The sequence below is a fragment of the Streptomyces niphimycinicus genome, assembly GCF_018883605.1.
In the GTDB taxonomy this organism is placed as follows: Bacteria; Actinomycetota; Actinomycetes; order Streptomycetales; family Streptomycetaceae; genus Streptomyces; species Streptomyces niphimycinicus.
On record NZ_JAHLEM010000025.1, the window covers coordinates 62,316 to 82,039 of the forward strand.

A 19,724-nucleotide genomic window follows, 5' to 3' on the forward strand; every position below is an offset into this window, starting at 1 on the left:
GTCGGGCGGCGGCTCAGCCTGTGGGGCCCAGATCCGCCATGTCGTGGATCTCGATCCGCTCGCCCGGCCGGTGCAGTTCGAGGATCACGAGTTCGTTGCGACCGGCCCGCCACACCGGCGCAGGGGCGTAAAGGGTGCGTTGCGGGCCGCGGTCCCAGTAGCGGCCGAGGGCGAAGCCATTGAGCCAGACCTGGCCCTTGGTCCAGCCCGGCAGGGCGAGGAAACCGTCGGCCGGAGCCGGGATCTCCACCTCCGCCCGGTGGAAGGCCGGGCCTTCGGCGACTTGGGTCGCCCCGAATCGCAGGGCGCTCAGATCGGTCAGCGGGAGGGGGCGGATCTCCCAGCCGAACTGGTACTGGGTGTCGATCCGGACCCCGCCGCTGACGCCCTTGCGATCCTCCAGCCAGGGGCCGTAGTTGACCCGGCCCATGTTCTCCACCAGCAGGTCGAGCTCGGCGCCGGTCTCGGGGACGCTGATCGGCAGCGCGTCCAACGGTCCGTCACGCTCCAGGATGCCGAGCAGCTCACCGTCCAGGAACATCTGAGCGCGGTCGGCGAGGCCCTGCACGCGCAGGGTCGAGTCGGGGAACGGGCCGCGCAGCCGTGTGCGGTAGTGGATCAGTCCGAGTGACTGGCCCAGCGCCTCCATCGGCTCGGGCGAGAGCCGGTGCCGCGGGGTGGACAGCGCGTCCAGGCAGTTCAGCAGCGCCACCGCACTGCTCGGGCGCACCGTCTGCGGGGCGAGCCGGTCGGGCCGCGCGGGCGGCTCGTGCCCGACCGGGCCGCGGTACCGCTCGATCACGTTTCGGAAGGCGTGGAACTTCTCGGTCAGCTCCCCTGCCTCGCCGACCGGCGCGTCGTAGTCGTAGCTCGTGCAGGTGGGCCGGTAGCCGGACTCGTCGCGGTTGGCACCGTTCCACCAGCCGAAGTTCGTGCCGCCATGGCCCATGTAGATGTTGACCGAAGCGCCCTGGGCCAGCATCCAGTCCAGTTCCGCGGCGGCCTCGTGCGGGTCGCGGACGTGGTGGTGCTCGCCCCAGTGGTCGAACCACCCATGCCAGTACTCGGAGCACACCCGAGGGCCGGTCGGCTGGTGACGGCGCAGCGTGGCGAGCGCCTCCTTCGGCCGCGAGCCGAAGGTTGCGGTGGCCAAGGTGCCGGGCAGGACACCACCGCGCAGCACGCCGTCGGTGGCGCCGTCGGCGGTGAACAGGAGGCAGTCCACGCCGCGTCGTATCAAGCCCCGCCGCAGGTGGTCGAGGTAGGCGGTGTCGGTGCCGTAACTGCCGTACTCGTTCTCGACCTGGACGGCGACCACCGGTCCGCCCTGACTGGCAAGGAGCGGGCGCAGGACCGGGACCAGTTCGTCGAACCAGGCGTCCACGGCGGCCAGATAGCGCTCGTCGGTGCGGCGCAGACGCAGCGCGGGATCGGCAAGGAGCCAGGCCGGCAGGCCCCCGAACTCCCACTCGGCGCAGATGTAGGGGCCGGGCCGCACGATCACGTCCAGGCCGAGGTGTGCGGCGGTGCGGATGAAGCGGGTGACGTCGGCCTGACCGGAGAAGTCGGTTCGGTCGGGGGTCGGCTGGTGCAGGTTCCAGGCGAGGTAGGTCTCGATGGTGTTGACGCCCATGGCGCGCAGGCGGAGCAGCCGGTCCTCCCACAGATCGGGGTGGACCCGGAAGTAGTGGATGGCGGCGGAGATGATCTGGTGGGGGCGGCCGGCGCGCAGGAAGCCGTGGTCGGTCACGGTCAGTTCGGCGGCGGGGCGCGGATTGGTCACAACTGTTCCCGGTGGTCAGGTGGTGACAGGGGTCGTGGCGGCGGGGCGGACGACGGCCTTTCCGCCGCCGGCCCCGCCGGGCTTTCAGGAGGCCGAGCGCAGACGCTGCAAGGTCAGCGTGGTGTCCGGGCCGGCCGAGGTGTACGGCGTGTACGTGGCGGTCTCAGGGGTCGGCCAGCCGGTGAAGTGGCTTGAGTTGATGTCGACGAACGAGGCCGAGCCGCCGATCGGGATGAACGGCGCCTGCTGGGCGAGAATCCTCAGCGCCGGGCCGGCCAGCTTCTTGAGCCGGGCGGTGTCGGCGGGGTCGACGGTGGCCATCTTCACGACCTGCGCGCTGTAGTCGGGGTCGTTGAAGCGGCCGAAGTTACTTGCGGCCGACTTGCCGAGCGGGGTGTAGTAGTCGCTGCTGAAGGCGTTCAGAGCGCCGAAGATGCTGCCGTCGGCGGAGGGCGGGGTGAACGCGGTTTCCATCGAGAAGTCACCGACCGGCTCCTTCTGCGTGAAGGTGGCCTCCGGCATGTTGTTGACGGTGACGTCCAGGTTCAGGACCGACTTCCACTGGTCCTTCAGGGCGGTGCCCATGTCCACCCAGTTCGCGTAGGGCTGGTAGACGTTCAGCGTCAGCGGGTAGCTCTTGCCGTCCTTGCTGAGCTTGCCGCCCCGCACGCTCCAGCCGCCGGCGACCAGCTCGGCGCGGGCATCCGCCGCGTCCTGCTCGAGGGTCTTGCCGGCGAGGTCGGCGGGCAGCCAGGCGGCACCGACCCTGTTGTTCAGGCCGGACGGGTTGACCGCGGGTTGCCCCGTCCCCATCACCTTGAGCACCTTGGTCACGTCGACCGCCTTGGTCAGGGCCTGGCGGACGTGCACATCGGTGGTCGGGCCCTTCTTCATGTTGAACAGCACGCCCTCGGACCCCAGCAGCGGGTAGACCTGGTACTTGTGGTGCCCGGGGTCCAGAGCGACGTAGTTCTTCTCCGCGCCCTGCCAGGACATGGTGCTCCAGTCGAGTTTGTCCTTCAGCAGCAGGCTGCGAGTGCTGGACTCCTGCGCCGCGACGATGGCGACCTTCTTGACGGCCGGGAACAAGCCGTTCCAATAGTCCTTGCGGATCTTGAGGGTGATCTGCTGCGGACTGAAGGAGTCCAGGGTGACCGGGCCGCTGCCGACCGGCTTGAGATTCTGGTCCGTCTTCAGGTTCCGGGCGGCCCAGATGTGCTGCGGGTAGATGTTGCGGTTCTTGAAGGAGCCGAGGTCGCTGTAGCCGACCTTCGGGTAGTGCACCACCACGGTGTTCGCGTCGGGTGCGTCGACCGAGATGTAGGGCGCTCCGGCGAGGTTCAACTCGGGGTGTTCGAGAGGCACTTCCAAGCTGAACTTCACGTCCTTGGCGGTGAGCGGTTTCCCGTCCGACCACTTCACTCCGGGGTGCAGTCGGAAGGTGAGGGTCTTCCCGCCGTCGCTGAACTTCCATGAGTCCGCCAGCCACGGCTGTGGCGAGGGATTCTGGGCGTTGACCCGCATCAGCGGCTCGTAGAAGAAGGACACTCCGGCGTTGAGCTGGGCGGCAAACGGGTTCCACCCGGCCTGGAAGGCCTGCGTCGGGTGGGTGGTGAGACGCACGGTGCTCGTGGCCTTGGCTCCGGACCCGTCCGACTTGGCGGTGCTGCACCCGGTCAGCAGACCGGCGGTGGCCAGCGCCAAGGTGGCCAGCACCGCGGCGGCCACGGCCATCAAGCGCTTCATGGAAGCTCCTTTGAGGTTGTCCTGTCGAGCTCGGCCGAGCGGCCGTGCTGGTGCAGCCAGCAGTGCGCCCACTGGCCGTCGGCGAAGGTGGTGCGGTCGGGGAAGGCGCGCCGGCAATCGTCCATGGCGAACGGGCAGCGGGGGTGGAACCGGCATCCGTCGGGCGGCGCGGTCAGGTTGGGCGGCTCCCCCAGGTCCTCGGCGTCATCCTGGTCGCGCAGGCCGCGTCCGGTCCGGTCGGGGTCGGGCGAGGAGTCGATCAGCAGGCGGGTGTAAGGGTGCTTGGGAGACTGGATCACCGCTTCCTTGGGCCCGCCCTCGACCGTCTGCCCGGCGTACATCACCTGCACCTCGTCGCACAGGTAGCGCGCGCTGGCGATGTCGTGGGTGATGTAGAGCAGGGCCAGGCCCTCTTCGTCGCACAGCCGGGCCAGCAGGTTGAGCACGTCGAGGCGGATGGAGACGTCCAGCATGCTGATCGGCTCGTCGCCGAGGAGCACCGTCGGGCGCACCGCCAGTGCCCGGGCGATGGCCACGCGCTGTAGCTGGCCCCCCGACATCTCGCGCGGACGCTTGTCGATGAACTCCTCGGCCGGGGTGAGGTTGACCCGGTTCAGCAGCGACAGCACCTGCTCCTCCACCTCGGCGCGGGTGTGAGCGTGGCCATGGACGCGCAGGACTCGCCCGAGGATATGCCGCACCTTGTGGAGGGTGTTCAACGAGGAGAACGGGTCCTGGAAAATCAGCTGCACCTGGCGGAAATAGCCGCGCCCGGCGGGCGGTGCGCGGTGCCCTGCCAGCCGGATCTCCCCGGAGCTGACGGGGTGGAACTGGGCCAGCATCCGGGCCAGCGTGGTCTTCCCGCTGCCGCTTTCGCCGACCAGGGCCACCACGCGCCCGCGGTGCAGCGCCACTGAGGCGTGCTCGACGGCACGCACGGTGGCCTTGCGGCCCAACTGGTCGCGCACGGTGAAGTGTTTGCTGACGTCCACCGCCGCCAGCAGCGCGGGCTCGTCGGTGGCGTCGGAGGTGGGGGCCGCCGTTGTCATGATGCCTCCCCGCCGGGGTCGATGGAATCGTGCAGCAGACAGGCCACCTGCCGCTCGCCGTGCTGCGGCAGGACCTGGTGCAGACGTGGCAGGACCTGCTCGCACTCCGGCAGGCGCTGGGCACAGCGGGGGTGGAAGGCGCAGCCGGGTGGTGGGTCTCGCAGGTCGGGTGGGCTGCCCGGGATTCCGGCCAGCTTCGTCAGCGGGGCGTGCAGCGGCGGGAAGGCGTCGCGCAGGCCGCGGGTGTACGGGTGGAGCGGGTCGGTGTAGAGCTGCTGGGGCGCGCCGATCTCCACGATCCGGCCGGCGTACATGATGGCGATCCGGTCGGCGATCTCCATCAGCAAGGACAGGTCGTGGGTCACGAAGACGACGGCGAAGCCCAGTCGGCGCTGCAGGCGCAGAATCTGAGCCATGATCTGACGCTGCATCACCACGTCGACTGCGGTGGTGGGTTCGTCCATGACGACGAGCTCGGGTTCGCATGCCAGGGCGAGCGCGATGAGGGCCCGTTGGCGCATTCCGCCGGAGAGTTCGTGCGGGTAGGAGTGCGCGCGTTCGGGCGCGATGCCCACCATGCGCAGCAGTCGGCCGGTCCGCTCGGCCACCTCGTCCCCGGTGATGCCGGGCTGATGCTCGACGATCACGTCGGCGAACTGCGCCTTGAGGCGCATCACCGGGTTGAAGGCGGCCATCGCGCTTTGCAGCACGATCGCGAGTTCGGTCCAGCGCAGTGGGCGCAGCCGACGTTCGTCCAGGGTGACCAGGTCGAGCAGGTGCCCATCGCGGGTGTGGTACCGGATCTCCCCGCCGGTGGTCAGCGCGGGCAGTCGCTGCAGTCTGGTCAACGCGGTGATCAGACTGCTCTTCCCGGAACCGGACTCCCCCGCCAGGCCGAGGATCTCGCCGCGTCGCAGGGTGAAGGACACCTCGTTGCAGGCGAGTACCGCCCCCCGCTCGGTGACGTACTCCACCGTCAGCCGCGACACGTCGAGAAGCGGCTCACCGCGCAGTGCGGACGATGGCGCGCTCGCCGACCGGGCGGTATCGAGGGGGCGGGCGGTCATGAGGCAACCTCCACGGTGTTCGTACGGTCCCGGCGTGCGGCCATGTGTGCGGTGGCGCGTCGCACCGCGGCCCGACTGCTGTGCCGCAGTACGGGGTTGCCGATCTCGTCGAGGCCGAAGTTGACCAGTGCGGTGGCCGTCCCGAGCAGCGCGATGAACAGGCCTGGCGGCGCGAACCACCACCACATGCCCCGCACCACGCCCTCCTGCTGCTGGGCGAAGGCGATCATGGTGCCCCAGGTGACGCTGTCACCGCCGCCGATACCCAGGAAGCGCAGCCCGGCCTCGGTGAACACCCCGGTCACCACGGCCCGCAGGAACAGCGAGGAGAGGATGCCGGTCAGGTGCGGCATGATCTCCACCAGCACCATCCGCCAGCGGCTCTCGCCGACCATGCGCAGGGCCTGGACGAAGTCACGCCCGCGCAGCGAGAGGGTCTGGGCACGCAGATAGCGGGCGCAGACGGGCCACTCGAAGAGCCCGATCAACAGGGCGATGGCGACCGGGCCCACGTTGGCCATGTATCCGGCCACGATCAGCATCAGCGGGAAGCTGGGCAGGGTGGCGAAGATGTTGGTGACCGCGGTGAGCATCTGGTCGGTGCGTCCGCCGATGAAGCCGCCGGTCACGCCGACGAGTGCGGCCACCCCGACGGCCAGGACGCCGGAGAGCAGGCCCACCGCGACGGATCCCCGGCAACCGGTGATCAGTTGGGCCAGCACGTCCTGGCCTGAGGTGGTGGTGCCGAGCAGATGCTCCCCACCGGGCGCCGCCCCCAGGGCGTCGTAGTCGATCCGGTGCGGGTCAGTGCCCAGGACCGAACTCACCAGCCACGACCCGATGAGAGCGATCAGCAGGAAGGCACCGAAGACCGCGAGCCCGATGCGGACCTTGCCATTGGTCAGGAACTGGCTCATCGCTGCTCCCGGGTGCGCGGGTCGAGCAGCACGTAGGTCGAGTCGGCGATCAGGTTGGCGGCCAGCACACCCAGGGTGATCAGCAGGAAGATCGTCTGCATCAGCGGGAAGTCGTGGCTGCTGACGGCCTGGAACAGTACGTAGCCCAGGCCGGGGTAGGTAAAGACGATCTCGGCGACGATGACGCCGCCGAAGATGCTGCCGAGCGCCAGGGCGAGACCGCTGACGTTGGGCAGGAGCGCGTTGCGTGCGGCGTACCGCAGCATCACCCGATGCGGGCGCAGCCCCTTGGCGCGGGCCAGCAGCACGTAGTCCTCACCGACGGTGGTGACCATGACGTTGCGCATGGCGAACAGCCAGCCGTTGATCCCGATGAAGATCAGTGTGAAGGCCGGCAGCGTGCCGTAGCGCAACACGCTGAGCAGGAACCACAGGTTGTTCATCTGGAACGGGACGTCCGGGTCGTAGCCGCCGGAGATGGGGAACCAGCCGAGGGTGAAGCCGAATACGTAGATCACCAGGAGCGCCAGCCAGAACGGCGGCAGCGAGTAGAAGAAGGCAGTGATCGGGGTCAGCAGCGAGTCGGCCCGGCCGCCGGGCTTCCACCCCAGGAAGGCACCCAGCAAGGTGCCAAGGAGCCATCCGATCACGGTGGTGGCGCCGGCCAGCAGGACGGTCCACGGCAGTGCCTCGAGCACGATGTCGGAGACCGGGGTCGGGTAGTGGCTCACCGAAAGACCGAAGTCGAAGTGCGCCAGACTCTTCCAGTACTCCAGGTATTGCTGGAGGAGATTCTGCTGGGGATCGCCGTAGAACATCCGCACCGCCTGCATCGCCGCCGCGTTCGGCACGGTGCCGGAGGCCTGCTGAAGGTTCTTCATGAGCGCGACCGCAGGGTCGCCCGGCATGAATCGCGGGATCAGGAAGTTCAGCGTGATGGCGGCCCATGCGGTCACCAGGTAGAACCCCAGGCGGCGCAGCAGGAAGGACCAGCCCGCGCGTGATCCGGTGCGTGGGCCGCGGTACTTGCCGAGTTGCGTCGGCGCCTGCACGGGCGCCGCTCGTGTCGCAGTCATCCCCGCTCCTTTCGTCGGTGGTGCCGTGGTGGAACCGGTCGGTGTCTGCGGCCCGAGGTCCGGCGCGGCGAGGCGCCGGGCCTGGGCACACCGGATCAGCCGATGGCGGCGGAGCAGAGGGCGGGGTCAGGCTCGTCGCGACGGGGCGGCGCGCGACGGGGCACCTGTGCCCGGCATGCTGATCCGTGTGGCCGCCTCGGAGCTGGTCCGCGCGCCGTCGTACATGACGGGGCGATCAGCGGGTTGTCGCCGGCGGCGACGCTCGTCGGCGGGGTGACCCGCCAGGTGACGGTGACGGTCTCGCCCAGGCCGATGCTGTGGAAAGGGGCCGCGTCGATGCCGTGGCCGTGGCCTTCCAACCGGTGGGCACGGCGAGGCCGCCTGGACCGTCGGCGCGAAACGCGCCGCCACGGCCTTGGGGAACGCCGCTGTAGCCGTTCTTGCAGCGGTATTCGGCGGCTTCTGCACGGAGAACTCCTCTGGCGGGGCAGGACCGATTACTCGGTCACGAGCACATGACGTAGAGGGGATAGATCTGACACATGTCAGATCTCACGAGACTGAACTGTGCTGACTTTCCTGGAGGTCCGCCTCAGGCTCGGGGGTTCGACGGCGGCCTCTGGAACACGGCCCCGCGACGACACCCCGACACAACAGCCCAACTGGGATGGGGAAAAGTCTGGGGTTACCGGATCCTGGCGTCAAGAGTTTGGATGTGATTCACTGAGCCTGAATCGAATTATGTATCGGAAACATAGGACGGGGCGCCGCAGCCAGGACGCGGGTACGAGGTCGCAGCCCGACGCATCCTCAACCCTCTCGTCCGGGCGGGACTCCAGCCCGGCGACGACACCCACTCCTGCCCCCGGGCCTCCAGCCGTGAAGGACATCCATGCGAATCACCGATGTGACTGTGGAACTGGTCGACCTGCCCGCTCAGCCACCCTTCCGGTGGCGGGCCGGGCTGCCGGGATCGGAGCCGGCGGTGGTGGGCGGAATCCTGCGCGTCCACACCGACGAGGGCCTCGTCGGCGAGGCACACACGCGGCGCGGACTGATTGTCTCCGACCTGGTTGACCGGCGGATCCGTGCGGACCTGACCGGTCGCGATCCGCTGATGCGCGAGCTTCTGTGGCAACGGCTGTGGGAGCTGGACCGCATCGAGGAGCTTCCGATCTATGCTCTCGGCCTGGTCGACGTGGCATTGTGGGACCTGGCGGGCAAGGCGGCCGGGCAACCGGTCCACCAGTTGCTGGGCAGCTACCGCGAAGCCATTCCCGCCTACGCGAGCACGGTCACCTTCGGCAGCGTCGAGGAGTACCTCGATGTGGCCGATCAGTGCCTGGAGTTGGGCTACGTCGCCATCAAGCTGCACGGCTGGGGCGACCCGAAGGCGGATGCGGAGCTGTGCCGGAAGCTGCGGGCGCATGTCGGTGACGACGTCCCGCTGATGTACGACGGTTCGGCCGGGTTCGACCTCGCCGATTCGGTCTACCTGGGCCGTGCGCTGTCCGAGGCCGGCTACCTGTGGTACGAGGAGCCGATGCGCGAGTTCAGCGTAACCGCCTACCGCTGGCTGGCCGAGCGGGCCCAGGTCCCGCTGTTGGTCGCGGAGACCTCCGACGGCGCGCACATGAACGTCGGCGACTTCATCGCGGCCGGCGCGGCGGGCCGGGTCCGGACCAGCGCGCAGTACAAGGGCGGGATCACCGGGGCACTGCGCATCGCGCATCTGGCCGACAGCTACCAGCTGCGGGCCGAGGTACACGGCACCGGAGTGGTCAACGCCCATCTGTGCATGGCGATACCCAACACCACCTACTACGAGTCCCTGGTGTACACCAATCCCGTGGTGCGCGAGCCCGCGGTGGGGGCCGACGGGCTGGTCCAGGCACCGACGGCCCCCGGCATCGGGTTCGACCAGCCGGGCTGGTGACGACTCCTCCACCGGCCATCCGCGAAGGGTGAGGCCGCACCGTCCCGGCCGCCGGCCGCTCGACAGCGTCGTCGGCGGCCGGGACGCCGACGAGGCAGGCTTCCACTTCGAGTGACGTCGCAGGCGGCAACAGGGAGGGGCGGACGCAGGTGCGTCCGCCCCTCCCTGTTGCCGCCTGCCTGCTGTCTGTCAGAGGTGGTAGGCCCGGGAGGCCGTGCCGCCGAAGACCTCCTTCCGCTCGTGCTCCGACAGGTCCGCCAGGAGCTCATGGCTGGCGGCGACCACCTGCCCGTAGTCTGCCGCCAGCGTGCACACCGGCCAGTCCGACCCGAACATCAGCCGCCGCGGGCCGAAGGTCTCCAGAGCGACCGACACGAACGGTCGCAAATCTGCGAGGCTCCACGCATCCCAGTCGGCCTCGGTCACCAGGCCGGAGAGCTTGGCCACCGTGTTGGGAAGGCGGGCCAGGGCTCGCAGATCCGCGGCCCAGGTGTCCTGTCGGCGCGGCCGGACGGGGGGCTTGCCCAAGTGGTCGAGGACGAAGGTGAGTTCCGGCCGGGCGCGAGCCGCTGCCACCGCTGACGGCAGTTGCTCCGGGCGCAGCACCAGGTCGTAGGCCAGCCCGGCGGATGCGACGGCGGCCAGGCCGCGGTCCGCTTCGGGGCGCAGCAACCAGTTCGGATCGTCCTCGCTCTGCACCTGATGGCGGATGCCGACCAGTCGGTCACCGCCGGACAGCGCACGCAGTTCGGCCAGAGCGTCGGCGACCGCGGGAGAGGTCAGATCGGTCCAGCCGACGACTCCCGCCACCAGCCGGTCGTCGGCAGCCAGGGCCAAGTACTCGGGTGTCTCCTCGGGCAGGCAGACGGTCTGCACCAGCACGGTGGCGTCGACATCGGCGGCCGCGGCTTGCGGGCGCAGGTCGTCGAGACTGAAGTCGCGTCGCAGGGGAGCGAGTTCAGGTCCGGTGATCCAGTCCTGCTCGCGGACCGACAGGTCCCAGACGTGCTGGTGGGCGTCGATGGTGGTCATGGGCGCTTCGCCTTCCAGATGAGCGGGTCCGAGTCGCCGGTATGGAACGGCACGGTCGGCATCAGCGGCGGCTGTTGTCCTGCCGCCGGTCGGGTACCGGCACATTCCACGGCAGCAGGCCCCGGCAACGCAGTGCGAGCCACATGTCCGGGGGAATGGGATGGCTGATCATCGCGGCGGCGTCCACCATCTCGGTGGCGGTGCGTGCCCCGAGCAGGACACCGGCGACCGCCGGATGGCCGAGCGGGAACTGCAGTGCCGCTGCCCGCAGCGGGACCTCGAAGTCCTTGCACAGGGTTCTCAGCGCCAGCGCGCGTTCCAGCATGCGCAGGGGGGCGGGGGCGTAGTCGAAGGTCGCGCCCGGCCTGGGATCGGCCAGCAGACCCGAGTTGAACACCCCGCCCACCACAACGGACACCCCGCGTCGCGCGGCCTGTGGCAGGAGTGAGACCAACCCGGTCTGGTCGAGCAGGGAGTAGCGGCCGGCCAGCAGGACCACGTCGATGTCGGTGTCGCGGATGAACCGTGTCGGCATCTTGGTCTGGTTCATACCGATGCCGATCGCCCCGACCGTGCCCTCCGCACGCATCCGCTCCAGCTCGGGGTAGGCGCAGTCGAGAGCCTCCCGCTCATGGTGGTCCGGGTCGTGCAGGTAGACGATGTCCACCCGGTCGAGGCCGAGCCGGATGAGGCTCTCCTCGACGCCGACGCGCACACCGCGGGCGGTGAAGTCCCACACCCTCTCGTGGGTGGCCGGGACGGCGAAGCCGTTCGCCCGGTCGTCACCATGCGCTCCGGTACATGGGCGCAACAGGCGACCGACCTTGGTGGAGAGCGTGTACTGGTCACGCGGCCGGGCGCGCAGGGCGTCTCCGAGGCGGCGCTCGGACAGCCCCAGACCGTAGTGCGGGGCGGTGTCGAAACTGCGGACCCCGCAGGCCCAGGCGGCTTCGACGGTGGCGGCCGCATCCTCGTCACTGATCGCGTGGAACAGATTCCCGAGGGGAGCGGCGCCCAGCGACAGTTCGCCGAACGCTGTGCCGGTGCGCCCGAGTGCTGTGCTGCGCATGAGTTCAGGTTTGCCTCTCGTTCAGGGCCTCGGCCGCACTCCTGCGAATCTTCATCTCGATGGGGAGGCGGCACACCGGGGCGGGGCGTCCCCCGGCCGGAGCCGCTCGGCCCATCAGCCCTTCGTCGCTCCACCGGTGAGACCTTTGACGAATTGCTTCTGGAAGGCCAGGTAGAACACGAGGATGGGCAGCGTCGCCAAGAACATGAGGGCGAAGACCGAGCCGAAGTCCGCCTGGTGTTCGCCGATGGCGCGATAGATTCCGACAGTCACCGTGGTGCCGGTGGCCGGGCCCAGGATGATCAGTGGGTTGAGGAAGTCGTTCCAGATCCAGACGCCGAGGAAGATCAGCACGCTGGCCGATGCCGGTCGCATCAAGGGGAAGACCACCTGCCAGAAGGCACGGAATGCGCCGGCGCCGTCGATGGCCGCTGCCTCTTCGACTTCACGTGGGATCGTCTTGACGAAGCCGGCGAAAACGAAGACTCCGAACGGCATGTAGTAGCCGACGTACGCCAGGATCAGACCCGGCACGGTGCTCATGAGGCCAAGAGCCCGGAGTACTTCGGTGATCGGGCTGAGGATGACCGCAGGCGGCACCATGAGGCCGCACAACAGCGTGACCATCGCGACCTTGGCCATGACGCCGGTCGACCGCGCAAGGTAGTGCCCGAGCATGGCGGAGATCGCCGTGACGATGAGGATGGAGATCACGGTGACCTCCGTGCTGTTGACCAGCCCGTACCAGAAGAGATGGTCCGGTCGGGACAGCACGCCCTGGATGTTGTCCAAGGTCGGCGGGATCGGGAGACCCACCGGGTTCGACACGATCGCCGAACCGTCCTTGAACACGTTGACCAGCACGAGGTAGATCGGCAGGAAGAACAGGAAGCCTGCGAGCAGCGCGGCAACCGGACGAAGCCAAGCCTTGGGTTTTTTCATGATCAGGAAGACACCTCGCGTTTCTGCAACAGCCCGAGCGCGATCACCGAAACAGCCGCGACCAGGGCCAGCATCGCCACAGCCATCGCAGAGGCGTAGCCGACGTGGTTACCGTTGAATGCGGTCTGAATCACCTGAAAAGCGAGGGTGGATGTGGTGCCGGGGCCGGGGCCGCCGTTGGTGAGGACCTGGACCTGGTCGTATGCCTTGAATCCGCCGATCAGCGACATCACCGTGTTGATGGTGACGGCGGGCGCCAGCATCGGCCAGGTGACATGGCGGAACCGCATCATTGGTCCGCAACCGTCGATCGCTGCCGCCTCGTGCAGCTCCTGTGGGATTCCTTGAAGCCCGGCCAGGTAGATGACTACGCAGAATCCGAGCCCTTGCCAGGCGATGACCCACGAGACCGTGTAGAGGGCGAGACTCGGGTCGGAGAGCCAACCCGGCGGGTCACTCATCCCCAGCTTACCCAGCATGGAATTGAGCAGGCCGTCGTCGACGAGGATCGCCTGCCAGATGACGCTGACCACCACGGCGCTGAGGACGACCGGGACGAAGAACACGCTGCGGAGTGCGTTGTACAGCCAGCCCCGTCGATCGAGGAGCATGGCGATCGCCAGTCCACCCGCGTTGGTGACGACGGTCACGATGACGGTGATGAGGACGGTGTTCCCCAGTGCTGTGAGGAATTCGTCGTCGGAGGCGAGGCTGGTCAGGTTGTCCAGCCCCACCCACTTGGTCGGTGGATTGAAGGGATTCTTGTTGGTGAAGCTGTAGCCGATCGTGATGCCGATGGGCACGAGCACAAGGGCCAGATAGACCAGCAGACCAGGCGCCGCAAAGACGGTGAATCGGTTCAGTCCGTCTCGCGAGCGTGATCGCCGGGGCCGCTGCGGCGACCGCCTCGGGACGGTGGGAGACCGCCGCTCTCCTGGAGCGTCCGGCTTTCCGGGCGTGACAGGAGAGCGTTCTGGTCGGGCGAGGGTACGGATGCGCATTACCGGGTGGCCTTGTCCCACTGCGAGTCCATGTAGGCGCCGAACTGCGCGGCTGTCATGCCACCACTGAGGAGTTTCTGAACGCCTGCCGCAGCCTTGTCGGCCAGGCCCGGCGGCAAGGAGCCGTCCCCGGTCTCCTGAGAGAACGAGTTGACGACTCCATCGGACTTCTGTGCCTGCCGAAACGCTGACACGCTCTCTTTGTAGACAGGTCCCATATTGTCCGGCGGTGTGTAGCCCTTGATGTCGATGAAGAGCCCGTCGGCCTTGACGGCGGCGTTGAGGTTCTTCTCGTCCTCCATGAAGGCCTTCGCCCATTTCTTCGCCAGCTTCACATCCGGCGCCTTGGAGCTCACCGTCATCCCGCCGCCGGTGACACCCGGAAGCGCCGACGATCCCTGGTCGGTGGGCCACGCGAACACACCCGTGTCGAAGCTCGGCTTCTTCGCGTCGGCCGAGGCGGAGAACCAACTGCCCATCGGGTACATGGCGCCCTTGCCGTCACGGAAAGCCTGCTCGGTGTCCGCGTAGGAGCGTGACAGCCCCGCCCGGTCTATATAGCCCTTGTCCGTCAGGTCGGCGACCTTCTGAGCAGCCGCCACGAAAGCCGGGTCGGTGAACTTGACTTTTCCAGCGCTGCGCTGTGACAACCAGTCCGGCGTCTTCTTGTAGACGTCGGTGGCCACGGTACAGATCAGCGGGAACATGTCGGCCCACGAGTCCTTGCCGCCACCGCCGACCACAAACGGATTGATTCCCTTTGCCTTCAATTTGGCACTGTCGTCAAGCAGCTCATCGTAGGTACGAGGCGGGGCATCGATACCGGCCTTGGCGAACGCGCTCTTGTTATAATAGACGAACGTCGCCTGGGCGGAATAGGGAAGCTGGTAGACTTTCCCGTCGTACGTGTTGGCGCGGGGCTCGACGTACTTCGCGAGCTCGTTGTCCGACCATTCCGCCAACTTGCCCGCCTCGGCGAATCCGGCAGGATTCAAGCCGATCATGACGTCCGGGAACTGGCCCGTACTGTCGAGCTGCTTCGCATATCCGGTGCGGTCGGCGCTGGGTGACACGAGCTTCTTGATGGTCACTCCGGGCACCTTCGCCGAGGCACGGGCGATCGCCGCATCCCAGTACTTCGCGTCGAGGTTGGGCGTTTCGAAGGTGAGGAAGGTCAGGGTGACCTTACCGCCTGATGACGCACTCTCACCGGTGCTACCGGCCGTGCATCCGGTCAGGATCAGTGCACCCGCGAGAGCGGCGCCCCTCAGAAGTGTCGGATTGCGTGTCATGCGTTTCTTCCCCTACCCGTCGATGTCGGAGGCGGTGGTATGTCGCTGCCTTGTCGTTCCCTGACGAGGTGGGGGATCACGCTCCCAACCGTCCGCCGAATCCGTCACATGGTTCAGACTCTTCCGAGAGCCCTACTGCGCTCGAGGGCGATCGCTCAGCCCGAGCGCTCCTCCGTCGAAAGCGTTCTGAGTATCGAAGTCCGTCCGCGACATTGTCAAGAGATGAAGCACAACTATCTACCACGCAACAGCGACATAGATGCTAGACATCAATGCACGACCGCACTGGCCCACTGGAGCTGACGGGCGAGTCAACCGCGTCACCTCCGCCCCGCGACAGCGCTCCGCCGCGACCTCGTAGACGGGGCAATGGGCAGCCTCCGTCTCCGAACCCGATGCCGCCGACGTGAGCCGGGAAGATCCAGTCATCTCGCACCATATGGGTGAAAGGTGTGGTCAGCGAAGTGATCACGCGTTCCAGACCGCAAGAAACGACTCGACTCCCCGGATAGATCTTAACTAAGCCTTGACTCACCCCGCAGTCGGCTGCACCCTAGATCGCACTTGCGCTGGGCGTCTGCCTGGAAGAGGAAAGATATTTCCGTTTCCCGGTGAGGCTTCGGAAGTGTCAGCTCGCCATCCCTCCTGCCTCCCAGCTCCCATGGAAGAGTGCGAACTATGTAGGTGACGCCGCTCGTCATCCACCTCCCGGCGCGAGATTCCGCTCCCTCGCGGCTCCAGCGCGAAAGATCAGCACGTACCTGCTTCGTCGAGATTCGCTTCACCCAGGAGGAAATATGGATAGACGGCGCTTCCTGGCCGTCAGTGGCCTGAGTTCGATCACGGCGATAGGAACGATGGGGCTCACCGGCGCCCCCGCTCAGGCCGTGCCGACAGTCGCCGGTGGGGGGTCCCAGCCGCAGCGGATCACCGCAGGTTTCCTGTCGGTGGGTATCAGCGACTCCGGCCGGGTGAACAGCCTGGTGGATCTGCGCAGCGGCACCGACCATCTGGCGCCGGGCACATCGGTGCCGCTGATCAGCGTGGTGGCCGATGGCAGACATGAGGTTCCTGCTGAGATGAAGGTATCGCCGCGCGACCGGCGAGTCCTGGTGTTCGGCAGCGAGAAGGTGACGATCGAAGTGAAGGTCGTCAAGTTCGCGACCCACTCCACACTCGAGGTGGTCGGTCTGACAGCCGCTCCCGGTGTGGATGTGCAGACATTGCTGTGGGGCCCGCTGCCGACGAACATCACCCAGACGATCGGTGAGACCGCCGGCGTGGTCGGTGACGACGATTTCCTCTTGGGGGTTCGCCCGCTCAACGACAAGACCGTTGGCGGGTGGCCGAACGAGCACCTGGCCTACGGGTTCGGCCCGGATCTCATCTGGAACCCGTACGGCCTGCAGACCGGCGAGAAGGATGAATGGCTGGCGGGCAACGTCGCGGCGAAGACGAAGTGGGGCAGCGTTCTGCGCGCCGCCACCTACGACTACAGCCGGGTGCGGGTCCGGCAGCGCACCAATGGGTACGAGATCCCGCTCGGGCCGCTGCCCGCGCCGGAAGGCCGGATCGTCGGGTCGAAGATCGCGCTGTTCGGCAGTGCTCCGGAGCTGTCCCTCACCGTGCTGAGCCAGATCGCCAAGAAGCACGGCCAGGCGTACCCGACCCTCGACGGCCAGTGGCAGAAGGCGGCCCAGCGCACTTCGCAATCCCACTTCTGGTTCCACGACCTCGCCACGAGCAACGTCACCGCCGCCGGCCAGTTCGCCAAGCAGGCCGGGGTCAGGAACGTCTACTCCGTCGAGGGCGCCGCCGGGCCCTGGAAGTCGACCGGCCACTACCAGTTCAACAGCAACTTCGGCGGATCCGACGCGGCGGCGGCCCAGTTGGTGGCCACGGCGGCGAAGGAGGGAATCGAGGTCGGGGTACACACTCTGTCCGACTTCATCGACGCCCGCGACCCGTATGTGAAGGCCCCGGCCGATGCGCGGCTGGCTGTGGGAGGGAGCGTCAAACTGACCCGCCCGCTCGGCAGCGCGGACACCACTTTGTACGTGGACGCCGACCGCCCGCTGGGGCCCGGCGTCGACGGGCATCGGCTGCGTATCGGCGACGAGTTCCTCACCTACGGCGCCATGACGAAGGTGAGCGCCTCCGAGTGGCAGGTCAGCGGCCTGAAGCGCGCGGACTGGGGATCCACGGCACGGTCCTACCCGGCCGCCACCAGCGTCGCCCGCCTCATCGAGAACGGCTACGGCGGCGCGATCGGCGGCCTGCCGATCATCGACGAGATCGCGACCCGGCTGGCCACCGCGTACAACGACACCGGCATCCGGGCCACGTCCTATGACGGGTTGGAATCGGCGGGCTACACCGGCTGGGGCGGCTACGGCTTCGCGCACCTGGTCAACGGCGTCTACCGGCAGCTCGACTCCAAGGAGTTCGTCACCGAGTGCAGCAACCTCTCGTCCAACACTTGGGACGCCCAGTCCCGGGCCAGTTGGGGTGAGATCGGCAGGACGGACCACGCCCAGCTCCTTCGGAGCAACACGTTCTACCGCGCCAACTATCTGCCGGGGATGATGGGCCAGCAGGGAATCTCCGGCGACGACAATCTGCAGAAGATCGAAGACACCATGGCGCGCGCGGCGTCCCTGGACGCCGGCGTCAACTTCGAGACCAGCGTGCAGTCTCTCGCGTCCGGAGCGAACACCGCCGCCTTGCTTCAAGCCGTCAGGACATGGGAGTCCGCGCGCAGCGTCGGCGCGTTCACCACCGATCAGAAGAAGCAGTTGGGCGATGTGGAGAAGCACTGGCACTTGAGTCAGGTGACACCGCATCAGGAATGGTCGCTGCAGCAGGTGGACTCGTCCGGTCAGCCGATCGGCGAGCCGCAGCAGGTCAAGGCTCCGACGCCGGGCTTCACCACGCCGGAGCCGCCGGATGCCAAGGTCGGTGTATTGTATGCGTTCAAGGTGACATCGAGCACGCCGCGGACCATCGGCTACGAAGTCACATCAGGCAGCCTTCCGCCCGGACTCACCCTCAACAAGGACACCGGCGGTATCACGGGCGTGCCCACCACCAAGGGCACCCGCAAGTTCACCATCACCGCCCGCAACAGTGGGGGCATCGCCGACGCCAAGATCACCTACCGGGTGGCGACCGCGCCCTGAACGAGACCCTGACGGTGCTTCGCCGTAGGTGAGTCGCCGGACATGCCAATGGCCGCCCTCTCCCGATGGAGAGGGCGGCCATTCGCGTCCGGTCAGGTCAGGTCGGCTCGGTCATCAAGGGGTCTGACTCGTGGCGACGTTCAGCCGGTAGCGGACCGCTGCGTCGGGGACGCCGCCGCTGTTGCGGGCGGTGATGGTGAAGTTCTTCGCGCCCGCGCCGGTGGGGACGCCGGTGATACCGCCGGTGTCCTTGTTCAAGCTCAGCCCGGCCGGCAACTTGCCAGATGTGACCTCGTACCGAATCGTCCGAGGTGTGCTCGAGGTGACCTTGAACGCGTACAATTCACCCACGCGACCATCGGGCGGCTCGGGCGTGGTGAAGCCGGGCTTGGGCGCCTCCACCACCTGCGCCGCGCCGACCGGGTTGCCGTCCTCATCCATCTCCTGCAGCGACCATCGCTCGGCCGCGGTCACCTCGCTCAGGTGCCAGTGCTTGTTCTGGTCCGCCATGAGCTTCTGTTGAGCGGGCGTGAAGGCTCCAGCCGCGATGGCGGAGTTCCAGGTCTTGATAGCGGCGAGGATCGCCGTGGTGTTGGATCCATTGGACAAGCTCTTCATGTTCGTCTCGAACCAGCCGAAGTTCACGCCCAGCGACGCGCCCCGCGCCAGATTCGTCTCGACGTCGAGCTTGCTCGTGTCGCCGTTGATCGGCAGTGAACCTCCCATGAGGGGAAGGTAGTTGGCCCGGTAGAAGTTGACGTTCCTGGCCACCTGGTCGTAGTTGGAGTCGGACCAACCGATGCCACCCCAGCTGACCCGCGACTGGGCGCACCAGGAATTGGACGACGGGTTGGAGGCTTCGGCGATGAAGCCGTCCTGGGACTTGAGCCGACGGTAGACGCCGTTGACCAGGTGCGCGTAACCCTGCCCGCTCCAGCCGCTCCAGGCCACCTCCTCCAGTCCGTCGTACGAGATGTTCCTGATGCCGGTGGTGTTGCACGCCGTGGCCAGCCGGGTGGCGATCTCGTCGATGATCGGCAGGTCGCCTCGTGCTCCACCGTACTGGTTCTCGGCGATCCGGGTGGCGCTGGTTCCCTTGGGGTAGGAGGCCGCGGCGGATCCCCATTGCGCGCGCTTGACGTCGGTGAACTGCCACTCGCCGGCGCCGGCCTGGGACACACCGGAGAACGTGACGAACTCGTCGCCCAGCCGCAGCCGGTGACCGAGGACGTAACCGCCGCCGCCCGAGTCGCCATCGGCGTACAGGATCGTGTCCGTCGCGGCGAGGGGGCGGGTCAGCTTCACCGTCCGGCCGGTCGTGAGCCGCTTGTCGGCCGGTGCCGGAACGACGTAGGGGTCGTTGGAGGCGATGAAGTTGGACAGTGTGTGTACGCCGACCCGCACTCCGCCGGCAGCGGCGGTCGTCACCATCTGGGTCGCGGCGGCGTCCGAACCGCCGAAGTTGCTGTTGAACTGGTAGTGGCCGGTCGACTTCCAGGGCCCGGCGGCGCCCTCGACGGAGTAGACGTTCCTGATGCCTGCCTGCTGGGCGAACGTGACGGCGGAGGCCAGATTCGCGGAACTCAGGTCGTGCAGCACCAGAAACGGCTGCCGGGTCGCCTCGGCCACCTTCTG

At 67.6% G+C, this 19,724-nt stretch carries 14 protein-coding genes; 2 read left to right on the forward strand and 12 right to left on the reverse strand.

Annotation, left to right across the window (positions count from 1 at the left end; translation table 11 throughout):
- Positions 1-13: 13 nt before the first annotated feature.
- From KN815_RS03355 to KN815_RS03380, 6 genes are all read right to left on the reverse strand, one after another.
- Positions 14-1,783, reverse strand: coding sequence for a glycoside hydrolase family 35 protein (locus tag KN815_RS03355; RefSeq protein ID WP_216339999.1), 1,770 nt, complete (start codon positions 1,781-1,783; stop codon positions 14-16).
- Positions 1,784-1,867: 84 nt separating this feature from the next.
- On the reverse strand, positions 1,868-3,529 hold the full coding sequence (locus KN815_RS03360; protein ID WP_216340001.1) for an ABC transporter substrate-binding protein: 1,662 nt from the start codon (positions 3,527-3,529) through the stop codon (positions 1,868-1,870).
- Positions 3,526-4,578 (reverse strand): ABC transporter ATP-binding protein, encoded by a 1,053-nt coding sequence (locus KN815_RS03365; protein ID WP_216340003.1) that lies wholly within the window; start codon positions 4,576-4,578, stop codon positions 3,526-3,528. Before KN815_RS03365 ends, KN815_RS03360 begins: the two co-directional genes overlap by 4 nt.
- Positions 4,575-5,645: an ABC transporter ATP-binding protein gene (locus KN815_RS03370; RefSeq protein WP_253208722.1), complete on the reverse strand. Its 1,071-nt coding sequence runs from the start codon at positions 5,643-5,645 to the stop codon at positions 4,575-4,577. The genes KN815_RS03365 and KN815_RS03370 overlap by 4 nt, the downstream gene beginning before the upstream one ends.
- The gene (locus KN815_RS03375; RefSeq protein ID WP_216340005.1) at positions 5,642-6,562 is read right to left on the reverse strand and encodes an ABC transporter permease; all 921 of its coding nucleotides are present in this window, start codon (positions 6,560-6,562) and stop codon (positions 5,642-5,644) included. The genes KN815_RS03370 and KN815_RS03375 overlap by 4 nt, the downstream gene beginning before the upstream one ends.
- On the reverse strand, positions 6,559-7,638 hold the full coding sequence (locus tag KN815_RS03380) for an ABC transporter permease (RefSeq protein WP_216340007.1): 1,080 nt from the start codon (positions 7,636-7,638) through the stop codon (positions 6,559-6,561). Before KN815_RS03380 ends, KN815_RS03375 begins: the two co-directional genes overlap by 4 nt.
- 892 nt (positions 7,639-8,530) lie before the next feature.
- Here KN815_RS03380 and KN815_RS03385 point away from each other — a divergent pair.
- Positions 8,531-9,574, forward strand: coding sequence for an enolase C-terminal domain-like protein (locus KN815_RS03385; protein ID WP_216340008.1), 1,044 nt, complete (start codon positions 8,531-8,533; stop codon positions 9,572-9,574).
- A gap of 189 nt (positions 9,575-9,763) precedes the next feature.
- On the opposite strand, the gene KN815_RS03390 is transcribed toward KN815_RS03385, so the two are convergent.
- The 5 genes from KN815_RS03390 to KN815_RS03410 form a co-directional block, all read right to left on the reverse strand.
- Positions 9,764-10,606, reverse strand: a complete 843-nt coding sequence (locus KN815_RS03390) for an amidohydrolase family protein (protein ID WP_216340010.1) — start codon at positions 10,604-10,606, stop codon at positions 9,764-9,766.
- Between the two features lie 61 nt (positions 10,607-10,667).
- On the reverse strand, positions 10,668-11,675 hold the full coding sequence (locus KN815_RS03395) for an aldo/keto reductase (RefSeq protein ID WP_216340012.1): 1,008 nt from the start codon (positions 11,673-11,675) through the stop codon (positions 10,668-10,670).
- Positions 11,676-11,789: 114 nt separating this feature from the next.
- Positions 11,790-12,617 carry a carbohydrate ABC transporter permease gene (locus tag KN815_RS03400; protein ID WP_216340014.1) on the reverse strand — a complete coding sequence of 276 codons (828 nt, stop codon included), beginning with the start codon at positions 12,615-12,617 and terminating at the stop codon, positions 11,790-11,792.
- A gap of 2 nt (positions 12,618-12,619) precedes the next feature.
- Positions 12,620-13,426: a carbohydrate ABC transporter permease gene (locus KN815_RS03405; RefSeq protein WP_216340017.1), complete on the reverse strand. Its 807-nt coding sequence runs from the start codon at positions 13,424-13,426 to the stop codon at positions 12,620-12,622.
- 191 nt (positions 13,427-13,617) lie between these two features.
- Entirely contained in the window at positions 13,618-14,910 is a 1,293-nt protein-coding gene (locus KN815_RS03410; RefSeq protein WP_216340019.1) for an ABC transporter substrate-binding protein, read from the reverse strand.
- A gap of 797 nt (positions 14,911-15,707) precedes the next feature.
- Here KN815_RS03410 and KN815_RS03415 point away from each other — a divergent pair.
- A complete protein-coding gene (locus tag KN815_RS03415; protein ID WP_216340020.1) occupies positions 15,708-18,089 on the forward strand; it encodes an Ig domain-containing protein in 2,382 nt (793 codons plus the stop codon).
- 114 nt (positions 18,090-18,203) lie between these two features.
- On the opposite strand, the gene KN815_RS03420 is transcribed toward KN815_RS03415, so the two are convergent.
- Positions 18,204-19,724: Ig domain-containing protein (locus KN815_RS03420; protein WP_216340022.1), on the reverse strand; the 1,521-nt coding region annotated here is incomplete at its 5' end.